We start from the raw sequence: 23,022 nt of genomic DNA on the forward strand, positions 1-23,022 counted from the left end.
GGTCGCTCGCTGCGCTCGCTCCGTGTCGACCAAGGTCGACACCTACCAATAGTCCCGCGTGCCGACAACCGCCGTTACCAACAGCCGCGGGAAACTGTCGAAGGCGGGGTACTGTGGGTTTGCGGGGTGTGAGCGGCATGGATGCCGCGACCAAGCCCCCAAGGATGGGTTCACGGCGGCCCCGCAAACCCACAGTACCCCGCCATCCCACCGAATGCCGCTGTTGCTGTTGCTGTTGCTCTGGCTTGTAGCGGGTGCAGGGCTGCAAGCCCTGCAGAAACATCCTTACCCCGCCATCAACGCTTCGATCTCGTCGGCGCTGCGTTCCAGGCCTTCGGTCAACACCCGATGCCCGTCGTCGGTGATCAGCACGTCATCTTCGGTACGGATGCCGATGCCGCGCCAGCGCGGTTCCACCGTCGTGTCGTCCACGCCGATGTACAGCCCCGGCTCGATGGTGAAGGCCATGCCCGGCTCCAGCAGGCGCGAATCGCCGGCCAGGCGGTAGTCACCTACGTCGTGCACATCCAGCCCGATCCAGTGCCCGGTCTTGTGCCGGTAGAAGCGCTGGTACAAGCCTTCGGTGAGATTCTTTTCCAGCGTGCCCTTCAACAGGCCCAGCTGCAGCAACCCCTCGGTGAGGGTCTGCACCGCCGCCAGATGGCCCATTTCGTACGCCACGCCCGGTTTGGCCTGGGCAAGCGCCGCCGCCTGCGCCGCACCCACCAGATCATGCAGCGCACGCTGCTCGGCGCTGAAACGACCATTGACCGGGAACGTACGGGTGATGTCGCTGGCGTAGCCGCGGTACTCGGCGCCGGCATCGATCAACACCAGTTCACCGTCGCGCGAGCGTGCGTTGTTGTCGCGGTAATGCAGGATGCAGGCGTTGCGGCCGGCACCGACGATGCTGCAGTACGCAGGCACCGCGTCGCTGGCACGGAACACCCGCTCCAGCTCGGCCTGCAGTTCGTACTCGTGGATGCCCGCCTTCGCACTCTGCATGGCCGCACGATGCGCCAGCACGCTGATATCGGCCGCGCGCTGCATCAACGCCACCTCGGCACCGGACTTGAACAACCGCTGCTCGTGCAGCAGGTGGCCCAGTTCCAGGAACTCATGCGGTGGCTGCGCACCGTGGCGCACCTGCGAACGCACGCGGTTCACCCAGCCGATCAGCTTCAGGTCGAAGTCCGCATCGCGGCCGAAGTGGTAGTACACCCGCGACCGCCCTTCCAGCAGGCCCGGCAGGATGTCGTCCAGGTCGGTGATCGGGTACGCATCGTCCATCGCGAACTGCGCCACGGCGCCTTCCTGGCCGGCGCGACCGCCATCCCAGGCTTCACGCTCGGGATCGCGCTCACGGCAGAACAGGATGGCTTCGCCGTGGCGACGACCAGGAATCAGCACCAGCACCGCTTCCGGCTCCGGGAAGCCGCACAGATACTGGAAATCCGAATCCTGCCGGTACGGATAATGGGTATCGAGGCTGCGCACCTTCTCCGATGCCGCCGGCAGCACCAGGATCGCGTCTTCGCCCGCCATGTCCATCAGCTGCCGGCGACGACGCTTGTACTCGCCGGCAGCGATGCCGGTGCGCTGCTTGATATCCATCAGTTCAGGCGCTGCCGATGGCGCGCGGCCAGCACCACATCACCGTGCAGCAGCAGCACCGCCACCCGGATGAACTCTTCGATCTCCGACAGGGCTTCGTCATCATCGTCACCGCCGGCTTCGAAGTCCTCGCTCGAGGCACGGGCCAGGCTGGCCAGGTCGTTCAGTGCCTCCTCGCCTTCTTCGGACAGGGTCGGCCGGTGGCCGCCGCTGCCCAGGCCGAAGCCGCCCAGGAAGGAGCGGGTCCAGCTGAACATGGAATCTGCCTGTGCGGCCACGTCGCTGCTGTCGGTCAACAGCAGCTCGAAGGCGAAGTCACGGTCTTCCAGCTGCTTGATGGTGGCCTCCAGCAACTGCGCCAGCGCACTGTCGGCAGCCACCTGCGGCAGATTGTCGTCGGCCAGCACGCGCGCCGGCCAGTCATTGCCGGGGGCACCGCCAGCGGCCAGCCAGCCGCACAGCCCGCCATGCAGCTCGGCAGCAGTGGCGCCCAGGCCCAGTTCCTGGCTGGCGCGGGTAACGTCGTCGACGGAGGGAAGTTCGGTCATCGTGCGGCTCGTTCGGAAGGGAAACTGCGGAGCGCGCACGCGCGCGCCCGTGAGCCGGGTAGTGTAGCAATGTGTCCGCCTGCGCTTCGTGGCCGCCGGGGCCTGCTGCGACAGTGCTTGACCGCCCTGACCCGGCTTGCCTATCGTGCGGGCATGGAACCCGCCGATCCCCTTGCCCAGCTGCAGGCCTTCGCCGCCCGTGTGGAGGCGTTGCTCGACCGCAACCAGCGGCTGGCCGAGGAGAACCGCAGCCTGCGCCACCAGCAGGAACAGCTGGTGGCCGAGCGCTCGACGCTGCTGGCCAAGAACGAGCAGGCGCGTTCGCGGGTGGAAGCGATGATCACCCGGCTCAAATCCCTGGAGCAGCACACATGAGTGCCGAACCGGTCAGCGTCCGTATCCTCGACCGTGAATACACAGTCGGCGTCGGTGGCGATGAACGCGACAGCCTGATGGCCGCCGCCCGCCTGCTGGATGCGCGCATGCGCGAGATCCGTGGCAGCAACCGGATGGCCGCCGTCGACCGCATCGCGGTGCTGGCGGCACTCAATCTGGCGCACGAGCTGCAGCAGCTGCGCGATGAAAACGCCCGCCAGGCGGTGGCCCTGCAGCAGACCCTGGCCGACCTGAACCGGCGTCTGGACCGGGCAATCGACAGCAGCACGTGAGAAAGGCGCGGAATGCGTCTTCTCTTTTCTGAATTGGCACGCACTGTTGCCGACGAACGGCCTATCCAGATCCTGCGTGCTGGCTATAATGGCGACGCGTTCTCTGCGGTACTCGACGGCATGTGCAAACATTCGCCTTGTCCCTTAAGAACGACACCGGGAGCGCGACAGCGCCGGGAGTGCAGGTCCGCCTTGCAGCGGGAAGCCCGATGGTTCTCCAGCGTTCCCACTTGAGCCCGCGGGTTCAAGGTCGTTTCGCATGCATCGACATTGCGGAGAATGCAATATTCCAGCAAGGGCGGCGTCTTCGGGCGTCGCCCTTGTTCTTTCCGGCACAATGACGGCTGATCCTTGCCGCATGCTGCCATGACCGACCCGCGACAGGCCCTGCGCCACGACCTGCGGCAACGCCGCCGCGACCTTTCCGCCCCCGCCCGTATCGCCGCTGCCGAATCGCTGGCCGATGCGCTGCTCGCGCTACCGTTCGCCCCACGCGAAGGCGCCGTGGCCGGCTACTGGGCGCTGGATGGCGAGATTGCCCTGCACCGCTGGCAGTTGCAGTTGCCCGACACGCTGCGCTACTGCCTGCCGGTACTGCACGGCGACGTGCTGCGCTTCGCGCCCTGGCGCCCCGGCCAACCGCTGACCAGCAACCGTTACGGCATCCCCGAACCGGATATCGCCCTCGAAGACACTTTGGAACCGGCGCAGATGGCCCTGGTGGTGACACCGCTGGTGGGCTTCGACGCACAGTGCCGGCGGCTGGGAATGGGGGGCGGCTGGTATGATCGCAGCTTCGCCTTCCGCCATGATCGGCCGGCGCCACCCTGGCTGGTCGGCGCGGCATTCTCGGTGCAGCAGGTCGAGTCCTTGCCGGTAGCGTCCTGGGACGTGCCGGTGGATGCGATCTGCACTGAAGCCGGCACCCTGCTCCCTTCCGCTGCCCCCGTGAACGCATGACCGCCCGCAAGCGCTACTGGCTGATGAAGTCCGAACCGGACGCTTTTTCCATCGATGACCTGGCCAAGGTCAAGGTTGAACCCTGGAACGGCGTGCGCAACTACCAAGCGCGCAATTTCATGCGCGATGGCATGCAGGTCGGTGACGGCATCCTGTTCTACCACTCCAATACCAAGGTGCCCGGCATCGTCGGCCTGGCCACGGTGGCCAGCGCGGCCTACCCGGACGACACCCAGTTCGACCCGAAATCCGACTACCACGACCCCAAGAGCACGCGCGAGAACCCGCGCTGGATGCTGGTTGACGTGGCCTTCGACCGCAAGCTCAAGCAGGTGATCGCGCTGGACGAGATCAAGCTGCATGCCGAGGAACTCGGCGAAGGCTTCCCGCTGGTTGCCAAGGGCAACCGCCTGTCGGTGTTCCCGGTGACCGCTGCGCAGTGGAAGCTGCTGCTGTCGCTGGAAAAGAAATCCTGATTCCCTGCCTGAGAGCTCTCCGCAATGTCTGAAGCCAAGCGCCTGGCCGCCGAAAAGGCCATCGAGTACGTCGAAGACGGCATGATCGTCGGTGTCGGTACCGGTTCCACCGTCGCCTATTTCATTGATGCGCTGGCCCGCATCCAGCATCGCATCAAGGGTGCGGTGTCCAGTTCCGAACAGAGCACCGCGCGCCTGAAGCAGCATGGCATCGAGGTGATCGAGCTGAACCACACCGGCACCCTGTCGCTGTACGTGGATGGCGCCGACGAGTGCGATGCCAACAAGTGCCTGATCAAGGGCGGCGGCGCTGCGCTGACCCGCGAGAAGATCATCGCCGAGGCCAGCGAGCGCTTCGTCTGCATCGTCGACCCGAGCAAGCAGGTACCGGTGCTGGGCAGGTTCCCGCTGCCGGTGGAAGTGATCCCGATGGCACGCAGCCTGGTCGCCCGCCAGATCCGCGACATGACCGGGGGCCAGCCGACCTGGCGCGAGGGCGTGGTGACCGACAACGGCAACCAGATCCTGGACATCCACAACCTGCAGATCACCGATCCGGAAAAGCTCGAGCGTGAGCTCAACCAGCTGCCGGGCGTGGTCTGCGTCGGCCTGTTCGCACGTCGCCGTGCCGATGTGGTGATCGTCGGCGGCGAGCCGCCGATCGTGCTCTGACCCTTTCGAAGGACCCTGACGATGTCGTTGCTGCGCTCACTGCTGATGCTCCCGCTGCTGGCCCTGATCGGCTGCGCCACCGATGCTGCCCGCCACTGGGTGGAACTTGATGGTGCGCGCTATGACGTTGAACTGGCCACCAACGATGAAACCCGTGCGCGCGGGTTGATGTTCCGCGACCAGATGGCCGAGGACCACGGCATGCTGTTCGTGCATGACCGCGAGGAAATGCAGGCGTACTGGATGAAGAACACCAAGATCGCGCTGGACATCCTGTACTTCGACAGCGAGCGGCGGCTGGTGAGCCAGCAGCGCGACGTGCCGCCGTGCTCGGCCGGTGACATGTGCCCGCCCTACCCCAGCGGTGGCCCGGCACGCTTCGTGCTGGAACTCAATGCCGGCCAGGCGGAGAAGCTCAAGCTGAAGGATGGCACCGAGCTGATCTTCGGCCCGGGCATCGAGAAGTAGGGGGCGGCCGGGCTGCGCCCGGCACCCGCCGAAGCCAAGGCCAGAGCAACAGCAAAAGCGTGCATTCCGTGGGTTGGCGGGGTGGGTCCGGTTGCGGGGGACGCCGTAAACCCGTCCCTGGGGGCTTGGCCGCGGCATCCATGCCGCGGACACCCCCGCAACCGGACCCACCCCGCATCACACTCCCCGACTGGGATGCACTGGCCGACTTCGACGACGAGGCGCTGCCACTGCTGCCGACCGCGCTGCTGATCGCGCGCGATGAATATCCCGATCTGCAGCCTTCGACCTACGATGCGCTGGTGCAGAGCCACGTCGAGCACCTGCGTGCCGAGGTGGACAGCATCGAGCACAGCCCGCTGAAGATGGCGGCCATCAACCGGCATCTGTTCGATGAGCTGGGCTACAGCGGCGACCACCAGGAGTACTACGACCCGCGCAACAGCTACCTCAACCAGGTCTTCGAGCGCCGTCTGGGCAATCCGATCTCGCTGGCACTGGTGCAGATGGAAGTGGCGCGACGGCTGGGCATTCCGTTGGACGGCGTGTCATTCCCCGGTCATTTCCTGGTGCGCCTGCCGGTTGACGATGGCGTGCTGGTGATGGACCCGTTCAATGGGGGCCGCCCACTGGACGTGGACGAACTGCGCGAACGCGCCAAGTCGCACCTGGGCGGGCAGATGCCCGACGACCAGGTGCTGGCGCAGATCCTCGACCCTGCACCGAGCCGCGCGATCCTGATCCGCATGCTGCGCAACCTGCATGGGGTCTATGCCGAGGCCAGCGAGTGGGACCGTGCCGCACGCAGTGCCGACCGCCTGCTCAAGCTGGCCCCCGAACAGGACGATGCCCTGCGCGATCGCGGCTTGGCTTACCTGCAGCTGGACTACCTGGCCGGCGCCCGCAACGACCTGGGCCTGTACCTCAAGCGCAACCCCGAGGCCAGCGACGCGCAATGGCTGCGCGAGAAGCTGATCGACCTTGGCGGACCGGTACCGCGGCTGCATTGAGGTTGTCCGGTGTGCGGACCAACGGTTCGCACCCACAGACAGGTCCGATCAATCGATCTCGACCATCTCGAAATCGTCCTTGGTCACACCGCAATCCGGGCAGGTCCAGGTCTCGGGGATGTCTTCCCAGCGAGTGCCCGGGGCGATGCCCTCTTCCGGCAGCCCATCCGCTTCGCGGTACAGGAATCCGCAGACCACGCACATCCAGGTACGCAGGGTGGTGGGGGTGGCTTCGCTCATCGGATAATCAGGGCTGGATTCACGGGCCGCCATTGTCCCATCGCGGTCCACTCACCGGTAGCCATCGATGCCTTCTGCTTCCCCGGCGCCCCGCGGCGTCTACCTGATCACCCCGGATGAACCCGATACCGCCCGCCTGCTGGCGCGTACCGCGCCGCTGCTCGCTGCCGGCGCCACCTGGCTGCAGTACCGCAACAAGACCGCCAGCGATGCCCTGCGGCGGGAACAGGCCACAGCGCTGCAGGCCTTGTGCGCCGCCCACGGCGTGCCGCTGATCGTCAACGACGACCCGGCGCTTGCCCAGGCCATCGGCGCGGCCGGCGTGCACCTGGGCGGCACCGACGGTGACATCGGCGCCGCACGCAGCCTGCTCGGACCGGACGCCATCATCGGCGCCTCCTGCTACGACCAGCTGGCCAACGCCGAGCGCGCCGTGGCAGCCGGCGCCAGCTACGTGGCCTTCGGCGCCTTCTTCCCCACCACCACCAAGGTCACCAGCAGCCGCGCCCACCCCGACCTGCTGCGGCAAAGCGCCGCACTGGGCGTGCCGCGGGTGGCGATTGGTGGCCTGAGCCCGGACAATGTCGGTCCCATGATCGATGCCGGCGCCGATCTGCTGGCCGTGGTCAGCGGCATCTACGCCGCGCAGGACCCGGTCGCGACCCAGCGCGCCTACCTCGCCCGATTCGATACGCAGCAGTAACCCCCAGGAAACCCCATGAACCACGACCAGTCCCACGCCCTGTTCTCCCGCGCCCAGGAATTGCTGCCTGGCGGCGTCAACTCACCGGTGCGCGCGTTCAAGTCGGTCGGCGGCGAACCCTTCTTCGTCGAGCGCGCTGACGGCGCCTACCTGTACGACGTCGACGGCAACCGCTACATCGACTACGTGGGATCGTGGGGCCCGATGATCGTCGGCCACAACCACACCGCCGTACGCCAGGCGGTGAAGAAGGCGATCGACAACGGCCTGTCCTTCGGTGCGCCGTGCGCAGCGGAAGTGACCATGGCCGAGACCATCACCCGGCTGGTGCCGTCGTGCGAGATGGTGCGCATGGTCAACTCCGGTACCGAAGCCACCCTGTCGGCGATCCGCCTGGCGCGCGGTGCCACCGGCCGCAGCTGCATCGTCAAGTTCGAAGGCTGCTACCACGGCCACGGCGACTCGTTCCTGGTCAAGGCCGGCAGCGGCATGCTGACCCTGGGCGTGCCGACCTCGCCCGGCGTGCCGGCCGGCCTGAGCGAACTGACCCTGACCCTGCCCTATAACGACTTCGAGGCGGCCACCGCCCTGTTCGAGGCACGTGGCAGCGAGATCGCCGGCCTGATCATCGAGCCGGTGGTGGGCAACGCCAACTGCATTCCGCCCCGCGAAGGCTACCTGCAGCACCTGCGTGCGCTGTGCACGCAGCACGGCACCCTGCTGATCTTCGACGAAGTGATGACCGGTTTCCGCGTTGCCCTCGGCGGTGCGCAGGCGCACTACGGCATCACTCCGGACCTGACCACCTTCGGCAAGATCATCGGTGGCGGCATGCCGGTGGGCGCCTACGGCGGCCGCCGCGAGCTGATGCAGCAGATCGCACCGGCCGGCCCGATCTACCAGGCCGGCACGCTCAGCGGCAACCCGGTGGCGATGGCCGCCGGCCTGGCCATGCTGGAGCTGATCCAGCAGCCGGGTTTCCACGACGATCTGAGCGCGCGCGCCGCACGCCTGTGCGCGGGCCTGGAAGCAGCAGCAGCCGACGCCGGCGTGGCGGTGACCACCACCCAGGTGGGCGCGATGTTCGGGCTGTTCTTCACCGCTGAGAAGGTGGAGACCTACGCCCAGGCCACGGCCTGTGACATCCCGGCATTCAACCGCTTCTTCCACGCGATGCTGGACCAGGGTGTGTTCCTGGCACCGTCGGCGTACGAGGCCGGCTTCCTGTCCAGCGCACACGACGATGACGTGATCGAGGCCACGCTGGCAGCGGCACGCGTGGCGTTCAAGGCGGCCAAGGGCTGAACCCCGGCTTGGTAGGTGCCGACCTTGGTCGGCACTGCCTGCCCTCATCCACGCATGGCGTGGATCTACTGGATCGATGTGCTTCATCCACGCATGGCGTGGATCTACTGGATCGATGTGCTTCATCCACGCATGGCGTGGATCTACTGGATCGATGTGCTTCATCCACGCATGGCGTGGATCTACTGAGCTGCGTCCCTGGAGTAGAGCCACGCCATGCGTGGCCGCTGCGCACTCAACCGAAGACGAACTTGCCCTTCATCATCGCGAAGTGGCCGGGGAACGAGCAGAAGAAGGTGTAATCGCCGCCCTTCTGCATGCCCTTCGTGGAAAAACGCACGCGGGCGGTCTCGCCACCACCGATCACCTTGGTGTGGGCCAGCACGCGCTTGTCGGCCTTCGGCAGGTAACTGTCGGCCAGGGTCATGCGCATGCCCGCCATCGCCACCGGCTGGTAGTCGGCGGTGCGGGTCAGCACCCAGTTGTGGCCCATCGCGGTGGCGGCCAGCCTGCCGGTGTGGCGCAGGGTCAGGTCAACTTCGCTGCAATCGGCGGCCACCTTGATCTCGCGGCTGCTGAAACTCATCTGGTCGGTGCTGTCGATGCTCACCGCACATACGCGCGCCATCGCCGACGGCGCCAGCATCAACGCGCCCAGTCCCACCGCTACCATCCAAGCCTTCATCATCGCGTCTCCTGCAGGTTCAATGGCCATTCTAGGCAGCGGCCTGCCGGCCCGACTGCGACCGTGTGTCGCAGTCATGGTCCAGGGTTTGCGCGGGGATACGGCAATGGCATGCTCGACCGATGCGGATCGACCTTCTCCTGCTCGATGTTGACGGCGTGCTGGTGCACTACCAGCGCGCGCAGCGCGTGCTGCATCTGGCGCAGGCGCTGGACGTGCCGACCGCGCACGTGCAGGCCGCGCTGTACGACAGCGGACTCGAAGCGGCACACGACAGCGGTGCGCTGGATGGCGAGCGCTATCTGGCCCAGCTTGGCGAACGGCTCGGCACAACGGTAACACTGCACACCTGGATCGCCGCACGGCACGCGGCCAGCCACCCGCAACACGCCGCGCTGCAACGGCTGAACGCCCTGCAGGTGCCGATGGCGGTGCTGACCAACAATGGTGCCTTGATGACGCAGGCGCTGCCGACGCTGCTGCCGGAGCTGTATCCCATGCTGCACGGCCGGGTGTTCTGCAGCGCGGACTTCGGCCTGCGCAAGCCTGCGCCGGAGGTGTTCCTGCGCACGCTCGCAGCCCTCGACGTGGCACCGGCGCACACGTTGTTCGTCGATGACCTGTTCGTCAACGTGCGCGGTGCACGCGCAGCGGGCCTGCACGCGGAAACCGTGCAGGACGGACGCGGACTGGGGAAGGTGCTGAAGCGCTACAGGGTGCGGTAGCGCCGGGCCATGCCCGACTAGCGCAGCGGCAGCAACGGGGTCAGCGCCCTCTCCACAGGAGAGGGGTCCGACCCCGGCGTCGGGAATTCAGCGCGCGGCGACGAACGCGGCAATCGCCGCGCGCAGGCGCTTCAGGCCTTCGGCCACTTCTTCGTCAGTGATGTTCAGCGACGGCACGAAGCGCAGCACGTCCGGGCCAGCCTGCAGGGTCAACAGGCCCTGTTCGGCGGCGTGGTCGAGGATGGCACCGGCCTGTCCAGCGAACTCCTTGCTCAGCACCGCGCCCAGCATCAGGCCGCGACCGCGGACTTCGCTGAACACCTTGAACTCGTCGTTGATGCGGGCGAACCCATCGCGCAGCGCCTTCGACTGGCGGCTGACATTGGCCGCGATCTCGGCCGAGGCCAGCTTGCGCAGCGCCACGCGGGCGACGGCCGCGGCCAGCGGATTGCCGCCGAAGGTGGTGCCGTGGGCACCGAACTGCATGGTCTCGGCCACCTTCGGGCCGGCCAGCATCGCGCCGATCGGGAAACCACCACCCAGCGCCTTGGCCAGGGTCACCATGTCCGGCACCACGTCATCCTGCCAATGCGCGAACAAGGTACCGGTACGGCCCATGCCAGCCTGGATCTCGTCCAGCACCAGCAGTGCGTTGTGCTGGTCGCACAGTTCGCGCACGCGCTTGAGGAAACCGGACTTGGCCGGCATCACCCCGCCCTCGCCCTGGATCGGCTCCAACATCACCGCCGCCACGTCGCCGGCGGCCATCGCCGTTTCCAGCTGCACTTCATCGTTGAAGTCGATGTAGCGGAACCCACCCGGCAGCGGCTCGTAGCCTTCCTGGTACTTCGGCTGCGCGGTAGCGGTCACCGCGCCCATGGTGCGGCCGTGGAAGCTGCCGCGGAAGGTGATGATCACGCGCTTGTCGGCCGGGCGGCCCTGGCTGGAGGCCCATTTGCGGACCATCTTGATCGCCACTTCGTTGGCTTCGGCGCCGGAGTTGCACAGGAACACGCGCTCGGCGAAGCGGCTGGCCTTCACCAGTTCCTCGGCCAGGTGCAGCGGTGGCGCGCTGTAGAACACGTTGCTGGTGTGCCACAGCTTGCCGGCCTGTTCGACCAGCGCGGCGACCAGATCCGGGTCGTTGTGGCCCAGGCCACACACGGCAATGCCGGCGGCCAGGTCGATGAACTCACGGCCCTGGCTGTCCCACACGCGGGCGCCCTGGCCTCGCTCCAGCACCACCTGGCGGGGCTTGTACACCGGCAGGTAGTAGTGCGACAGGGAGATCAGCGGATCGGTAGCGGCGGTCATGGCGGTCAGCAGGGTTCAGGAATGCCCATTCTCGCGCTGGAACCCGTGCGGCACAATGCACGCATGCGACCGTTTTCCGCCCCCCAGCTGAACCCCGCCACCGAGACCGGCTGGCGCCGCCGGTGGTTCGACATCATCTACCGCCACGACAGCCGGCCCTCGCGCAATTTCGACCTGCTGCTGGTGTACGCGATCATCGCCAGCGTGCTGGTGGTGATGTTCGACAGCGTGCAGCGCTTCCACATCGCCCATGCCGACTGGCTGTACGTGCTGGAATGGGGCTTCACCATCCTGTTCACCGCCGAATACGTGCTGCGGCTGCTGGTGGTCAAGCGCCCGCTGCGCTACGCGGTGAGCATCTGGGGCATCATCGACCTGGCCTCGATCCTGCCGACCTACCTGTCGCTGTTCATTCCCGGTGCGCAGAGCCTGCTGGTGGTGCGCGCACTGCGCATCCTGCGCGTGTTCCGCATCCTCAAGCTGACCCGCTACATCGAAGAAAGCGGCGTGCTGATGCAGTCGCTGTGGCGCAGTCGGCGCAAGATCCTGCTGTTCTTGTTCACGGTGGTCACCATCACGATCATCGCCGGCACGCTGATGTACGTGATCGAGGGACCGAACCACGGCTTCACCAGCATTCCCAGCAGCATGTACTGGGCGGTGGTAACGATGGCCACGGTCGGCTTTGGCGACATCGTGCCGCAGACCGTGCTCGGCCGCTTCGTCACCTCGGTGCTGATCCTGATCGGTTACAGCATCATCGCCGTGCCCACCGGCATCTACACCGCCGAACTGGCCAGCACCATGCGCGATGCCGAGCTGGCTGCGCGCCGCGATGCCCGTGGCTGCCCGCATTGCGGGCTGGAAGGCCACGAGCCGGATGCACGGCACTGCCGCAAGTGTGGCGGACCGTTGCCGGATACGTTCAGCCACTGAGGGTGAGCCCGGCCGACGGCCGGTACCACCGTAGGCACAGTAGATCCACGCCATGCGTGGATGAAGCCCCACCGAAGCCAGCACAGTAGATCCACGCCATGCGTGGATGCTTCTGGCTCAATCCAGGAACAGATCCGGCAGCAACGGACGCGACGCATCCACCGCATACCCGGAAAGATCGGTCACGCCGGATTCGGCCAGCACCTCATCATCGATAAGGAAACGGCCATGGAAGCCTGCCGCCTCGCGCACCAGCACCGCGTGTGCAGCATCGGCCATGATCTGCGGCGTACGGCAGCCGCCGACGTCCACGCCCGGAATCATGTTGATCGCATCGGTTGCAATGACCGTGCGCGGCCACAACGCATTGACGGCCACGCCCTGCGGGCCGAACTCGGCGGCCAGGCCGAGGGTGACAAAGCTCATGCCCATCTTCGCCAGCGTGTAGCCGGTGTGTGCGCCCCACCACTTGGGATCGAGGCTCGGCGGCGGCGCGAGGGTAAGGATGTGCGGGTTCGGGGCCTGCAGCAGGTACGGCAGGCAGGCCTGCGCGCACAGGAAGCTGCCGCGCGAATTGACCTGCTGCATCAGGTCGAAGCGCTTCATCGGCGTGTCCAGGGTGCCGCGCAACCAGATGGCGCTGGCGTTGTTGACCAGGATGTCGATGCCACCGAACGTGTCCACGGCGGCAGCAACGGCTGCCTGCACCTGGTCTTCTTCGCGGATGTCGCATTTCAGGGCCAGGCCCTGGCCACCCGCTGCGGTCACCGCCTCGGCGGCACTGTGGATGGTGCCCGGCAACTTGGGATTGGGCACCGACGACTTGGCAGCAATGGCGACGTTGGCGCCATCGCGCGCGGCGCGCAATGCGATCGCCAGGCCGATGCCACGCGAGGCACCGGTGATGAAAAGGGTTTTGCCCTGCAGACTGCCCACGTTCCACACTCCAGCGTATGCAATGAGCCGCTAGTATGCCGCGCCGACGCGGAGTTCACCGCACGTTGACGATACTGGTGCCCCGGTCACTGCACGAGGTCCATGCCATGCGCTGTTCCCGCCTGTTGTTGCCTGCCCTGGGCCTGGCCCTGCTCACCGCCTGCCAGGGCCGCTCGCCCGAACCCGGTAGCGCGCCGGCCAAGGATGACGCCGCCAGCGTCGACAAGGCCACCGGTGATGGCAAGCTGCGCTGGAGCGAGGCCGTTGTCTGGGATGGTGACCTCAACGCCTGCCGCCAGGGCGACAGCGCGGCCACCCGCGATTGCCTGCGCGATGCGATGCGGTCCGGTGGGGCCAGTGCTGATGCGGTCACCGCGGCCGAGCAGCTGTCCACCGGTGGCGAACTGGCCTACGTGACTGCCTGGCATGAGCACGACGGCCTGGGCGTGGCCACCGTCGAATATCCATTCCGCGCCAATACCAATGAAGGCACGCGCCTGGTCGATGCCGCAGGCAAGCGTATCGACGTGGATGCGGTGCAACTGGACGACACGCTGCGCGCCGATCCCGGCGTGCAGGAGGTGCTCAAGGCGCATCCGCAGGCCACGCCGTTCGCGCCGGCGCAGGCCGCGGGTACCGCGGCGCTGGATGGGGGCGGCATCCGCCTGCTGTACCGCACGCCGCTGCGCGACTGCCATGCGTGCCCGGACGTGGGCCAGCTGCAGATCGGCTATGACTTCGATGGCAAGCGCAACTTCATCGGCCAGCAGGTGGTGCCGGTGACGCCGTAGGGGTTTGCCGCGCCATGCGGCAACGCGCATCCACGCATGGCGTGGATCTACTGATATCCGCGCACCTGCTTGCTCAGCAGGTGCGGCGCGATCCATCGATGCACCGGTGCCACCGGCAGCATGTACAGGCGGCCGAACGCGTTGTGGGTGTGCACCACCGTCGCCACTTCCAACATATCGCCGTGCCATTGCAGCGCCAGCTGCACGCGCAGATGGCGGTCGTTGTCTTCCAGCACGATGGCATCCTTGTCCAGCGCCTGCAGGGTGAAGATGCCGAGGCGTTGCCCGGGCTGCGGATCAGCGGTCTGCTGCACCACGCGCAGCGAGCCGAGATCCTTCATGCCCAGCAGCCGCATGCCTCTGTTGCGCAGCGCCATCAGTCCATCGAACCAGCCGGGCACCGTCGCTGCCATATCGCGGTAGGCCTGCAGTGCCGAGCGTCCGTTGCGTGGCGCCGCCGCCTGGCAGGCATGGACGAAATCGGCGCCCGGCAGTTGCGAACGCAGCACGCTGCCTTCGCTCAGAAGTGCGCTCATGGCTTGGGGCCCTGCCCTTCGTTGTCTTCCCAATGCAGGATGCGGCGGGTGACAAAGCGGTAGACCGGCTTGCCGGTGGCGAACCAGAGATCGCGCACCCACGAGGTGCGCTTGAGCACGCGCTTCTCCACCGGCGTCAGCGACTCCCGGCAGTACATGCGCTTGTGCTTGAGCAGGTGGCGCAGGTCTTCGCGCGCCAGCAAGCGCATCCAGCGCGAGCGCGGGTCGCCGATCACTGCCAGCTGGAAGTCGATCAGGGCCGGGCGACCGTCCTCGGTCACCAGCCAGTTGGCTTCCTTGGCCAGGTCGTTGTGGACCACACCGCGCCGATGCAGCTGCTGCAGCAGGCGGCGTGCGGCGCGGAACCAGGCCACGTCGCCGCGCGGCGGGCGCTGGTACATCGCATCGCCAGCCATGAAGCTGCGGTCGAGATGACGACCATTCCAGTCCAGCAGTTGCGGCACGTCGGCCATGCCGTGGATGTGCTTCAGCGCGCGCGCTTCGCGCCGCGCCAACCACCATGCAGGCCACCGCAGCCACAGCGGCGTGGCACCCAGATCGCGGCGCACGAAGGGGCCTTCTGGGCCCTGCACGAGGAGGATCCGGCCAAAGCTGTCGGCCTTCAGTGCATGCGTTGGCGCGTCGTTGGATACAGGCATGGCGACATTCTAGGCGATGGCGCCGGTTGCAAACGGTCACCAAGCGGCTGGGAACCAGTCACCTTCACGCCCCTATAATCGGGAAATGGACTCTTCATGGATCGACGCCACCCTCGCGTGGATTGCCGCTCATCCCGTGTTGGCGGGTGCGGTCATCTTTCTGATCGCCTTCTGCGATGCGGTCATCGTTCTTGGCGCCATCGTGCCGGCGCTGCCGTTGCTGTTCGCCGTCGGCGTGTTCATCGGCCTGGGCCAGATCTCCGGGCCGTATGCGGTTGCAGCCGCAGCGCTGGGTGCGTTCGCCGGTGATGGCATCAGCTACTGGATAGGCCGGCGCTGGGGCGACCGCCTGCGTGGCGTCTGGCCGTTCAGCCGCTACCCGCAGCTGCTTGACCGGGGCGAGAACCTGTTCCGCCGCAATGCGTTCAAGAGCATCCTGATCGCCCGCTATGTCGGTGCCATCCGGCCATTCGTGCCCGCCATCGCCGGCATGATGAAAATGCCCGCCAGCCGTTATGTACAGGCCAGTGGCATCGCCAGTATTTCCTGGGCCGTACTGTTCCTGGCCCCTGGCTGGATCCTCGGCGAGGCCTATGACACCGTCGCTGCGGTTGCCGGCCGGCTGGTCGTGGTGGCGGGCCTGCTGGCGGTGATCCTCAGCCTGGTCTGGGCCATCGTGCTGTACGGCTATCGCTGGTCGGCCGCACGCATGGACAACTGGCTGGCCCGCCTGCTCGACTGGTCCAACCGCCACCCGACACTCGGCCGCTACACCGTCGGCGTGCTTGATCCGAAGCGCCGCGAGTCGGTACCGCTGGCGATGCTGGCGCTGATGCTGCTGCTGTTGGGCTGGGGCTGGTTCGCGCTGTTGACCGTAGTGGTCGCCCACGGCGAACCCCTGGCGGTGGATCTGCTGGTGCACCAGGCAATGCTGGCCCTGCGCAATCCGCTGGCCGATTACCCGATGGCCGCGTTGGCGTCTCTGGGCGCATGGCAGGTGCTGCTGCCGGCAACCGCTGCAGCGATGGGCTACCTGGTCTGGCGCCGGCGCTGGATGGCGGCTGCACATTGGCTGGCCGCATTGGCCTTCGGCCTGGCCCTGACCAAACTGCTCGGCGCCACCGTCGATGTGGTGCGCCCGATCGATGCCAGCAGCGGCTTCGGCTTCCCGTCGGTGTCGGTGACCATGGCCACCATCACCTTCGGCTTCTTCGCGGTGCTGATCGCCCGCGAAATGCCCGGCCGCACGCGCGTCTGGCCCTACCTGGTGTCGGGCATCGTGGTCAGCCTGATCGGCTTTGCGCGCCTGTACCTGGGTGCGCACTGGCTGAGCGATGTCATCGGCGGCATGTTGTTCGGCACCTTCTGGCTGCTGGTGCTGGGCATCGCCTACCGCCGCCGCTTCAACCGCTCGTTCTGGGTCAAGCCGGTGGCATGGCTGTTCTACGGCGTCTTCGTGGTGGCGGCGATGTGGTACGCGCCGCGCAACATCGCCATCAAGCTGGAACGCTTCGAGCCGACCCTGCCGGCGCCGCTGGCGATGGACGCGCAGGACTGGTGGCAGCACGACTGGGCGAAGCTGCCGGCGCGTCGCAACGAATTCGACGATGACCAGCGCTGGCCACTGGACGTGCAGGTGGCCGGTCCGTTGGCGCCGCTGCAGGCGCAGCTGGAAGCGCGCGGCTGGCAGGTACAGGCCCAGGCCGGCTGGCAGGAAGCGCTGCTGATGCTGGACAAGAACACCGGCGCCAATGAACTGCCGGTACTGCCGGCGACACTGGATACGCGCGTTGAAGCGCTGCTGATGGTGCGCCAGGGCGCGCAGGCCGACGAGCGCTACGTGCTGCGCTTGTGGCAGGCGCCGGCGCAGCTGCAGCCGGGCGACACCCCGTTGTGGCTGGGCAGCGCACAGACCCTGCGCTACGAGCGCCACTTCCAGTGGATCGGCATGTGGCACCCGGTGCGGGGCATCGACCCGGCGTTGAACGCCGTGAAGGAAGCGGTGCAGACGCTGCCTCAGCAGGAAGCCGTGCACCCGGAGACCGGCCTGCCAGTGCTGCGGTTGAAGACCGCCACGCCGTAACGAAGCCGCCGGGCATGGCCCGGCGCGACTGCTCCGCCTGGTAGTCGCCAACCTTGGTTGGCGCTTTCGGGAAAGGCTGCCAACCAAGGTTGGCATCTACCGACGACGCCGGGCCATGCCCGGCGAGCACCGCGGCCGGGCTCTTACGGCATCCAGCCCAGCAGTTGCTGCAGGCGCTGGTGCGGGTCGTCCAGCTGCAGCAGTTGCAGGCGCTGCTGTTCGCTCAGCGGCAGCAGCTCGGCCAGCCGCCAGCTGACCCAGCTGGCCTGGTCCATCAAGGCCGGCGAGGCCGGTGCGAACGCCGTGCCCGCCTGCTCGATGATGTGGTCCAGTACCGTCGCCAGCAACGCATGCTGCGGACGCAGTTCGTCATCGGGATCCTCATCGCACCAGCGCACATCGGCAACCACCAGCCCGTTGTCGCGCACGCGCGTGCGCTCGACGTGGAAACGACGGGTGCCGCGCAATCGCAGCTGCAGCACGCCATCGGCGCCGACATCGAAATCCTCGATCTTCACCTGCACGCCGAAGGCGGCCGGCGTTGCAGGCGCTCCCACTTCGTTTCCTTCCAGGATCAGGCAGACACCGAAACCTTCACCGCTGCGGCCGGTTTCGCGCACCAGATCCAGGTAGCGTGGCTCGAAGACACGCAGGCCGATGGCCGCGCCCGGCAGCAGCGTCGTATGCAGCGGGAACAGCGGCAGCGAACCCTCACTGCTCATCGTGCCTGCAGCCCTGCAAGGAAGCGGCGCGGCGCGCCGTCGAAGCCGCCGTTGGACATGAACACCACATGGTCGCCGCTGCGCACGTCGGCCTGCAGCTGCGCCAACAGCGCATCGGTGTCGGCCACGGCATGCGCCTGTCCGCGCACCGCCGCGATCACCGCTGCCGCATCCCAGGCCAGCTCCGGGCGGTGCAGGAACACCACCTCATCGGCGAGTGCCAAGGACGGTGCCAGTGCTTGTGCGTGAGCGCCCAACCGCATCGAATTGCTGCGCGGCTCCATCGCCACCACGATGCGGGCATCACCGACCCTGGCACGCAGGCCTTCGAGGGTGGTCGCAATCGCCGTCGGGTGATGGGCGAAGTCGTCGTAGACGGTGATGCCATCGTGGTTGCCGATCACTTCCATGCGCCGCTTGACGCTGCGGAAGCGCGCCAACGCCGGGATCACCTCGGCCGGCGCAACACCCACTGCGTGCGCAGCGGCCAGTGCAGCCAGGCCATTGAGCACATTGTGCCGGCCCAGCAGCGACCAGTGCACATCGCCCAGCGCCTGCCCGCGATGATGGACGCGGAACGCGCTGCCATCGGCGGCCAACAGCTCGGCATGCCATTCCAGCGCGGGGTCGAAGCCGAAGCGTTCGACCGGGGTCCAGCAGCCCATCGCCAGCACTTCGGCAAGGTGCGCGTCTTCGCCATTGACGATCAGGCGGCCGCGCGCCGGCACGGTGCGCACCAGGTGGTGGAACTGGCGCTGGATCGCCGCCACGTCGGGGAAGATGTCGGCGTGGTCGTATTCAAGGTTGTTGAGGATCGCCACCAGCGGCCGGTAGTGCACGAACTTGCTGCGCTTGTCGAAGAACGCGGTGTCGTACTCGTCGGCTTCGACAACGAACTCGCGGCCCTGGCCCAAGCGGGCGGACACGCCGAAATCCTCGGCCACGCCGCCGATCAGGAAGCCGGGGGAGCGACCGGCATTCTCCAGCAGCCAGGTCAGGATGGTGGTGGTGGTGGTTTTTCCATGGGTACCGGCCACGGCCAGGGGGTCACGGCCCGGCAGGACCTGCTCGGACAGCCACTGGGCGCCGGAAATGTAACGCTGGCCGGCGTCCAGGACCGCTTCGACGGCGGGATTGCCGCGCGACAGCGCGTTGCCGATCACCACCTGCCCGGTGCCCTCCGGCACGCTGTCGGCGCGGTAGCCCTGATCCAGGGTGATGCCCAGCTGCTCGAGCTGGGTCGACATCGGCGGATAGATGGCCTGGTCGCTGCCACTGACCGTATGGCCCAGTTCCCGCGCCAGGGCGGCCACGCCACCCATGAAGGTGCCGGCGATTGCAAGGATATGTACGCTGCTCATGACCGGGGATTGTGACCGATCACGGCTGTATAGGGCCATTGTCAGCACCGGGGTAAGAGAACCCCTACAGCTGCTGTGAGAAAACTCCAGCCACATGTCAGGGAATTCCTGATAGCGATGTTCTGTGAACCCGGACACAATTCAGGATGCCAGCCGCAGTACCCGAACCGGTCCTACTCCCCAAGAGGCCATCCCCAAGGGAGCTCATGCTGTGGGGGCCCTGAGCAAGCCCTTTGCTGGCACCTATGAAACGAAACAGGCCTGATCCTCGCGGATCAGGCCTGTTTTTTTGCGCCTGCGGTGGCCGGCATCAACCGGCCACGAGGGTCAGCGCTTGATCGCCGCCAGGATGCGGGCTTCGATCTCGTCCAGTTCGCCGACGCCATCGACGCGGGCCAGGGTGCCCCGGCCAGCGTAGAAGTCGACCACCGGAGCAGTCTGCTCGGTGTAGACCTGCAGGCGCTTGCGCACCGATTCCGGATTGTCGTCAGCGCGGCCCTGCTCCTGCGCACGGCCGGCGATGCGCTCGACCAGCAGTTCGGTGGCCACGTCCAGCTGCACCACCGCATCCAGCGGCTGGCCGATCTCGGCCAGCATGCCGTCCAGCGCGTTGGCCTGGGCCACATTGCGCGGATAGCCGTCAAGGATGAAGCCCTTGGCGACATCGGCCTGGGCCAGGCGCGACTTCAGCATGCCCAGCAGGATCTCATCGGACACCAGGTTGCCGGCATCCATCACCGACTTGGCCTGCTTGCCCAGCTCCGAGCCGGCGGCAATTTCAGCGCGCAGCATGTCGCCGGTGGAAATGTGGGCGATCTCGAGCTTTTCCTTCAGGCGCGTCGCCTGTGTCCCCTTGCCCGAACCGGGCGGTCCCAACAGAACCAATCGCATTGACCTGACTCCAACGTGTTGAAAATAAAGAAGGTTCGCGCCCCGGACGGTCCGGTATCGCTGCACCGCAATAGCGCCACTTTAGCGCATCCGGGTAATGTCCCTGCAATGTCCCCTCCCCCGAACAGGTAGAAGCATGCGCAATGGCACCCTCCTTTACGCCCAGTCCGGCGGCGTCACCGCCGTCATCAACGCCACTGCCGCGGCGGTGATCGAACAGGCCCGCGCCAAGGGAATCAAGGTCCTGGCTGCGCGCAACGGCATCCTCGGCGCCCTGCGCGAGGAGCTGATCGACACCAGCAAGGAGAGTGCTGCGGCCATCCGCGCCCTGGCCCACACCCCCGGCGGCGCGTTCGGCTCGTGCCGGGTCAAGCTGAAATCGCTGGAGGCCGACCGTGCCCGTTACGACCGCCTGCTGGAGGTCCTGCGCGCCCACGACGTACGCTGGTTCCTCTACAACGGCGGCAACGACTCGGCAGATACCGCCCTGAAGGTATCGCAGCTGGCAAAAAGCTCCAGCTACGACTTGACCTGCATCGGCGTGCCCAAGACCATCGACAACGACCTGGCGGTGACCGACACCTGCCCCGGCTTCGGCTCGGCGGCCAAGTACACGGCCGTGTCCGTGCGCGAAGCGGCGTTGGACGTGGCCGCAATGGCAGAGACCTCCACCCGCGTCTTCATCTATGAAGCGATGGGCCGCCACGCCGGCTGGCTGGCCGCGGCCGCCGGCCTGGCCGGCACCGGCGAGGACGACGCCCCGCACATCATCCTGCTGCCCGAGCGCGCCTATGACGAGGCCGCGTTCCTGGCCAAGGTAAAGGCCGTGGTCGCACGCGTGGGCTACTGCGTGGTGGTGGCGTCGGAAGGCATCGCCACCGCCGATGGCCGCTTCGTCGCCGACGCCGGCGGTGGCAAGGACTCCTTTGGCCATTCGCAGCTGGGCGGCGTGGCCGCGCATCTGGCCGGGCGGGTCAAGGACCAGTTGGGGCTGAAGGTGCACTGGGCCCTGCCCGACTACCTGCAGCGCTCAGCCCGCCACCTGGCCAGCAAAACCGACTGGGAACAGGCCCAGGCGGTCGGCAAGGCTGCGGTGCAGCTGGCGCTGAAGGGCCAGAACGGGGTGATGCCGGTGATCGTGCGCAGCAGTGATGCACCGTATCGCTGGAAGATCGAAGCCGCACCGCTGTCGAAGATCGCCAACCACGAGAAGAAGATGCCGGCCAGCTTCATCCGTCGCGATGGATTCGGCATCACCGCCAAGGCGCGCGCCTACCTGCAGCCGTTGATCAAGGGTGAAGCACCGTTGCCCTACGGTAGCGATGGCCTGCCGAAGTACGTGACGCTGAAGAACGTGGCGGTGAAGCAGAAGCTGCCAGCGTTCGAAGGCTGAAGCCGTAAAGGGGACGGAGGGGATTAAGTCGTATACGCCCTTCCGTCACCTCCACCAGTGTCAGCAGCGGGTCGGATACGACTTAATCCCCTCCGCCCCCTTTTTGCGAGGAATGCCATGGCGTTGCGTGTTGTTCGACTTGGCTCTCCGCGTGCGCCCGGTGAAGGCCTGCGCATCGGCACTGTGCGGCGCCCGCCGCGCGGTGTGCCGCGCAGCAAGTTCGCGGATCAGGACTGGTACGACGTGTGGTTCCCGACACTGTCACCCAGCGCCGAGCTGGTGAAGCAGGCGCATGAGGCGAAGACCGCTGCCGATTGGAATGCGTTCTTCCGCCACTACAAAGCCGAGATGAAGGCGCCTGATGCGGCGCATGCGCTGGATCTGCTGGCCGCACTATCGCAGCACAGCGATATCGCGGTGGGCTGCTATTGCGAGGACGAGGCGCAGTGCCACAGATCGGCACTGCGCGAGCTGCTGGTGGCGCGTGGAGCGAGGCTTGCGGATTGATCGCGGGGTTGCCGGCCAGCGGCCGGCACTACCCGGGTCTCCCTCCCAGTAGATCCACGCCATGCGTGGATGCCTGGCCTCAATTGCAGGCCTTGCCCAGGTCTCCCTCCCAGTAGATCCACGCCATGCGTGGATGCTCAGCCTCAATTGCAGGCCTTGCCTTCCATCTGCAGCTGCGCGGCGAACATCGTCACCTGCGGGATCTTGCCGGCGGCGGCCTGCTTCTTGGCTTCTTCCAGATAGATGCGCGACTGTCCCTGCCCATCCAGCGCCTGCGCGTTGTTCACCGGAAGGCGCCATACGCGCACCACCGCCTGCTGTGCCGGGCAGGCGGCATTCGGAACACGGATCACATCATTGAGTTTCCAGCCCTTGTCCGCGCTTGGTTGCGCCTTGCTGTAGTCGACAAACCGGGCACGCGGCTGGCACTGCTCGCTGGTACGCACCGCCGAGAAACGATAGGGCTCGGCGGCCTGGCCGGTGAACGCGCCTTCCAGGCGGGCACAGGCTTCGGGAATCTGCCGCAGCGTATGCACGGCGCCGACCGCTTGTGGTGCACCCACCGCTCGCTGCAGTTCCGGTGCTTCCGCCGCGAAGGCAGGCATGGCCGGGGCCAGAACGGCAAGCATCAACAGGGACAGGCGCATGGGGAATCTCCGACGGGACTGCGCGCAGGCTTGCAGAGGCTGGCTTAACGGGGTGCAAAGAAGAACCTGCCGAGCGCCGCTCGACTCCACAGGTGGTGGCACGCATACTGCGGACACCAGGGAATGCTGAACACCGCCATACGTCGGACGACCACCAAGGTCGGTACGGGTT

Annotated in this window: 28 protein-coding genes and 1 other RNA gene; 17 read left to right on the forward strand and 12 right to left on the reverse strand. The window is 66.8% G+C overall.

The window, feature by feature from the left end:
- Positions 1-285 precede the first annotated feature (285 nt).
- Positions 286-1,614, reverse strand: coding sequence for an aminopeptidase P N-terminal domain-containing protein (locus AC1DKR_RS16055; RefSeq protein WP_447945514.1), 1,329 nt, complete (start codon positions 1,612-1,614; stop codon positions 286-288).
- Positions 1,614-2,162, reverse strand: coding sequence for a YecA/YgfB family protein (locus AC1DKR_RS16060; protein WP_230112415.1), 549 nt, complete (start codon positions 2,160-2,162; stop codon positions 1,614-1,616). The genes AC1DKR_RS16055 and AC1DKR_RS16060 overlap by 1 nt, the downstream gene beginning before the upstream one ends.
- A gap of 153 nt (positions 2,163-2,315) precedes the next feature.
- On the opposite strand from AC1DKR_RS16060, the gene AC1DKR_RS16065 reads away from it, so the two are divergent.
- The 8 genes from AC1DKR_RS16065 (at position 2,316) to AC1DKR_RS16100 (ending at position 6,416) form a co-directional block, all read left to right on the forward strand.
- Positions 2,316-2,537, forward strand: coding sequence for a TIGR02449 family protein (locus AC1DKR_RS16065; protein WP_025874200.1), 222 nt, complete (start codon positions 2,316-2,318; stop codon positions 2,535-2,537).
- Positions 2,534-2,830, forward strand: coding sequence for a cell division protein ZapA (locus tag AC1DKR_RS16070; RefSeq protein ID WP_100553461.1), 297 nt, complete (start codon positions 2,534-2,536; stop codon positions 2,828-2,830). Before AC1DKR_RS16065 ends, AC1DKR_RS16070 begins: the two co-directional genes overlap by 4 nt.
- Before the next feature lie 97 nt (positions 2,831-2,927).
- Positions 2,928-3,113, forward strand: a non-coding RNA gene (ssrS, locus tag AC1DKR_RS16075) — 6S RNA.
- A gap of 83 nt (positions 3,114-3,196) precedes the next feature.
- The gene (locus AC1DKR_RS16080) at positions 3,197-3,790 is read left to right on the forward strand and encodes a 5-formyltetrahydrofolate cyclo-ligase (RefSeq protein WP_089236677.1); all 594 of its coding nucleotides are present in this window, start codon (positions 3,197-3,199) and stop codon (positions 3,788-3,790) included.
- Positions 3,787-4,266, forward strand: coding sequence for an EVE domain-containing protein (locus tag AC1DKR_RS16085; protein ID WP_025874197.1), 480 nt, complete (start codon positions 3,787-3,789; stop codon positions 4,264-4,266). Before AC1DKR_RS16080 ends, AC1DKR_RS16085 begins: the two co-directional genes overlap by 4 nt.
- 24 nt (positions 4,267-4,290) lie before the next feature.
- Positions 4,291-4,938, forward strand: a complete 648-nt coding sequence (gene rpiA, locus AC1DKR_RS16090) for a ribose-5-phosphate isomerase RpiA (protein WP_099820806.1) — start codon at positions 4,291-4,293, stop codon at positions 4,936-4,938.
- Positions 4,939-4,959: 21 nt separating this feature from the next.
- A complete protein-coding gene (locus tag AC1DKR_RS16095; RefSeq protein ID WP_478033620.1) occupies positions 4,960-5,406 on the forward strand; it encodes a DUF192 domain-containing protein in 447 nt (148 codons plus the stop codon).
- A gap of 140 nt (positions 5,407-5,546) precedes the next feature.
- Positions 5,547-6,416 carry a SirB1 family protein gene (locus tag AC1DKR_RS16100; RefSeq protein ID WP_478033622.1) on the forward strand — a complete coding sequence of 290 codons (870 nt, stop codon included), beginning with the start codon at positions 5,547-5,549 and terminating at the stop codon, positions 6,414-6,416.
- 48 nt (positions 6,417-6,464) lie between these two features.
- Here the strand turns inward: AC1DKR_RS16100 and AC1DKR_RS16105 are convergent, their stop codons facing one another.
- A complete protein-coding gene (locus AC1DKR_RS16105; RefSeq protein ID WP_025874193.1) occupies positions 6,465-6,689 on the reverse strand; it encodes a rubredoxin in 225 nt (74 codons plus the stop codon).
- A 34-nt stretch (positions 6,690-6,723) separates the two neighbouring features.
- On the opposite strand from AC1DKR_RS16105, the gene thiE reads away from it, so the two are divergent.
- Genes thiE through AC1DKR_RS16120 form a run of 3 tightly spaced genes read left to right on the forward strand, consistent with a single transcriptional unit; the run spans position 6,724 to position 8,853 of the window.
- Positions 6,724-7,359, forward strand: a complete 636-nt coding sequence (gene thiE, locus AC1DKR_RS16110) for a thiamine phosphate synthase (protein ID WP_478033624.1) — start codon at positions 6,724-6,726, stop codon at positions 7,357-7,359.
- A 15-nt stretch (positions 7,360-7,374) separates the two neighbouring features.
- Positions 7,375-8,664, forward strand: coding sequence for a glutamate-1-semialdehyde 2,1-aminomutase (gene hemL, locus AC1DKR_RS16115; RefSeq protein WP_478033626.1), 1,290 nt, complete (start codon positions 7,375-7,377; stop codon positions 8,662-8,664).
- A gap of 54 nt (positions 8,665-8,718) precedes the next feature.
- Positions 8,719-8,853, forward strand: a complete 135-nt coding sequence (locus AC1DKR_RS16120) for a hypothetical protein (RefSeq protein ID WP_279323984.1) — start codon at positions 8,719-8,721, stop codon at positions 8,851-8,853.
- Between the two features lie 46 nt (positions 8,854-8,899).
- Here AC1DKR_RS16120 and azu read toward each other — a convergent pair whose 3' ends face one another.
- The gene (gene azu, locus AC1DKR_RS16125) at positions 8,900-9,349 is read right to left on the reverse strand and encodes an azurin (RefSeq protein ID WP_363731809.1); all 450 of its coding nucleotides are present in this window, start codon (positions 9,347-9,349) and stop codon (positions 8,900-8,902) included.
- Positions 9,350-9,471: 122 nt separating this feature from the next.
- Between azu and AC1DKR_RS16130 the strand changes: the two genes are divergently transcribed.
- On the forward strand, positions 9,472-10,074 hold the full coding sequence (locus AC1DKR_RS16130) for an HAD-IA family hydrolase (protein ID WP_478033628.1): 603 nt from the start codon (positions 9,472-9,474) through the stop codon (positions 10,072-10,074).
- Between the two features lie 87 nt (positions 10,075-10,161).
- Here AC1DKR_RS16130 and AC1DKR_RS16135 read toward each other — a convergent pair whose 3' ends face one another.
- Positions 10,162-11,388 (reverse strand): acetylornithine transaminase, encoded by a 1,227-nt coding sequence (locus tag AC1DKR_RS16135; RefSeq protein WP_088101212.1) that lies wholly within the window; start codon positions 11,386-11,388, stop codon positions 10,162-10,164.
- 63 nt (positions 11,389-11,451) lie between these two features.
- Here AC1DKR_RS16135 and AC1DKR_RS16140 point away from each other — a divergent pair, with 63 nt between their 5' ends.
- On the forward strand, positions 11,452-12,324 hold the full coding sequence (locus AC1DKR_RS16140) for an ion transporter (RefSeq protein ID WP_312111066.1): 873 nt from the start codon (positions 11,452-11,454) through the stop codon (positions 12,322-12,324).
- A gap of 117 nt (positions 12,325-12,441) precedes the next feature.
- On the opposite strand, the gene AC1DKR_RS16145 is transcribed toward AC1DKR_RS16140, so the two are convergent.
- Positions 12,442-13,260, reverse strand: coding sequence for an SDR family oxidoreductase (locus tag AC1DKR_RS16145; RefSeq protein WP_312787156.1), 819 nt, complete (start codon positions 13,258-13,260; stop codon positions 12,442-12,444).
- A gap of 107 nt (positions 13,261-13,367) precedes the next feature.
- Between AC1DKR_RS16145 and AC1DKR_RS16150 the strand changes: the two genes are divergently transcribed.
- Positions 13,368-14,051, forward strand: a complete 684-nt coding sequence (locus AC1DKR_RS16150) for a hypothetical protein (RefSeq protein WP_025874183.1) — start codon at positions 13,368-13,370, stop codon at positions 14,049-14,051.
- A 47-nt stretch (positions 14,052-14,098) separates the two neighbouring features.
- On the opposite strand, the gene AC1DKR_RS16155 is transcribed toward AC1DKR_RS16150, so the two are convergent.
- Positions 14,099-14,587 (reverse strand): DUF2867 domain-containing protein, encoded by a 489-nt coding sequence (locus tag AC1DKR_RS16155; RefSeq protein WP_363731800.1) that lies wholly within the window; start codon positions 14,585-14,587, stop codon positions 14,099-14,101.
- Positions 14,584-15,246, reverse strand: coding sequence for a serine/threonine-protein kinase (locus AC1DKR_RS16160; RefSeq protein ID WP_363731798.1), 663 nt, complete (start codon positions 15,244-15,246; stop codon positions 14,584-14,586). Before AC1DKR_RS16160 ends, AC1DKR_RS16155 begins: the two co-directional genes overlap by 4 nt.
- Before the next feature lie 85 nt (positions 15,247-15,331).
- Between AC1DKR_RS16160 and AC1DKR_RS16165 the strand changes: the two genes are divergently transcribed.
- Entirely contained in the window at positions 15,332-17,329 is a 1,998-nt protein-coding gene (locus tag AC1DKR_RS16165) for a bifunctional DedA family/phosphatase PAP2 family protein (protein ID WP_478033633.1), read from the forward strand.
- Between the two features lie 143 nt (positions 17,330-17,472).
- On the opposite strand, the gene AC1DKR_RS16170 is transcribed toward AC1DKR_RS16165, so the two are convergent.
- The 3 genes from AC1DKR_RS16170 to AC1DKR_RS16180 all read right to left on the reverse strand — a co-directional run bounded on the left by AC1DKR_RS16170 (position 17,473) and on the right by AC1DKR_RS16180 (position 20,303).
- Positions 17,473-18,051, reverse strand: a complete 579-nt coding sequence (locus tag AC1DKR_RS16170; protein WP_032976742.1) for an LON peptidase substrate-binding domain-containing protein — start codon at positions 18,049-18,051, stop codon at positions 17,473-17,475.
- A complete protein-coding gene (gene mpl / locus AC1DKR_RS16175; protein ID WP_478033635.1) occupies positions 18,048-19,412 on the reverse strand; it encodes a UDP-N-acetylmuramate:L-alanyl-gamma-D-glutamyl-meso-diaminopimelate ligase in 1,365 nt (454 codons plus the stop codon). Before mpl ends, AC1DKR_RS16170 begins: the two co-directional genes overlap by 4 nt.
- A gap of 327 nt (positions 19,413-19,739) precedes the next feature.
- Positions 19,740-20,303 (reverse strand): adenylate kinase, encoded by a 564-nt coding sequence (locus AC1DKR_RS16180; RefSeq protein WP_025874177.1) that lies wholly within the window; start codon positions 20,301-20,303, stop codon positions 19,740-19,742.
- Between the two features lie 136 nt (positions 20,304-20,439).
- On the opposite strand from AC1DKR_RS16180, the gene AC1DKR_RS16185 reads away from it, so the two are divergent.
- Together AC1DKR_RS16185 and AC1DKR_RS16190 are read left to right on the forward strand one after the other, a co-directional pair.
- Positions 20,440-21,696 carry a 6-phosphofructokinase gene (locus tag AC1DKR_RS16185; protein ID WP_478033637.1) on the forward strand — a complete coding sequence of 419 codons (1,257 nt, stop codon included), beginning with the start codon at positions 20,440-20,442 and terminating at the stop codon, positions 21,694-21,696.
- A 117-nt stretch (positions 21,697-21,813) separates the two neighbouring features.
- On the forward strand, positions 21,814-22,203 hold the full coding sequence (locus AC1DKR_RS16190; RefSeq protein WP_312786547.1) for a DUF488 domain-containing protein: 390 nt from the start codon (positions 21,814-21,816) through the stop codon (positions 22,201-22,203).
- Between the two features lie 143 nt (positions 22,204-22,346).
- On the opposite strand, the gene AC1DKR_RS16195 is transcribed toward AC1DKR_RS16190, so the two are convergent.
- Positions 22,347-22,850, reverse strand: coding sequence for a hypothetical protein (locus AC1DKR_RS16195; protein WP_223496440.1), 504 nt, complete (start codon positions 22,848-22,850; stop codon positions 22,347-22,349).
- Positions 22,851-23,022: the final 172 nt, after the last annotated feature.

This window comes from Stenotrophomonas sp. 01N47, assembly GCF_056399165.1.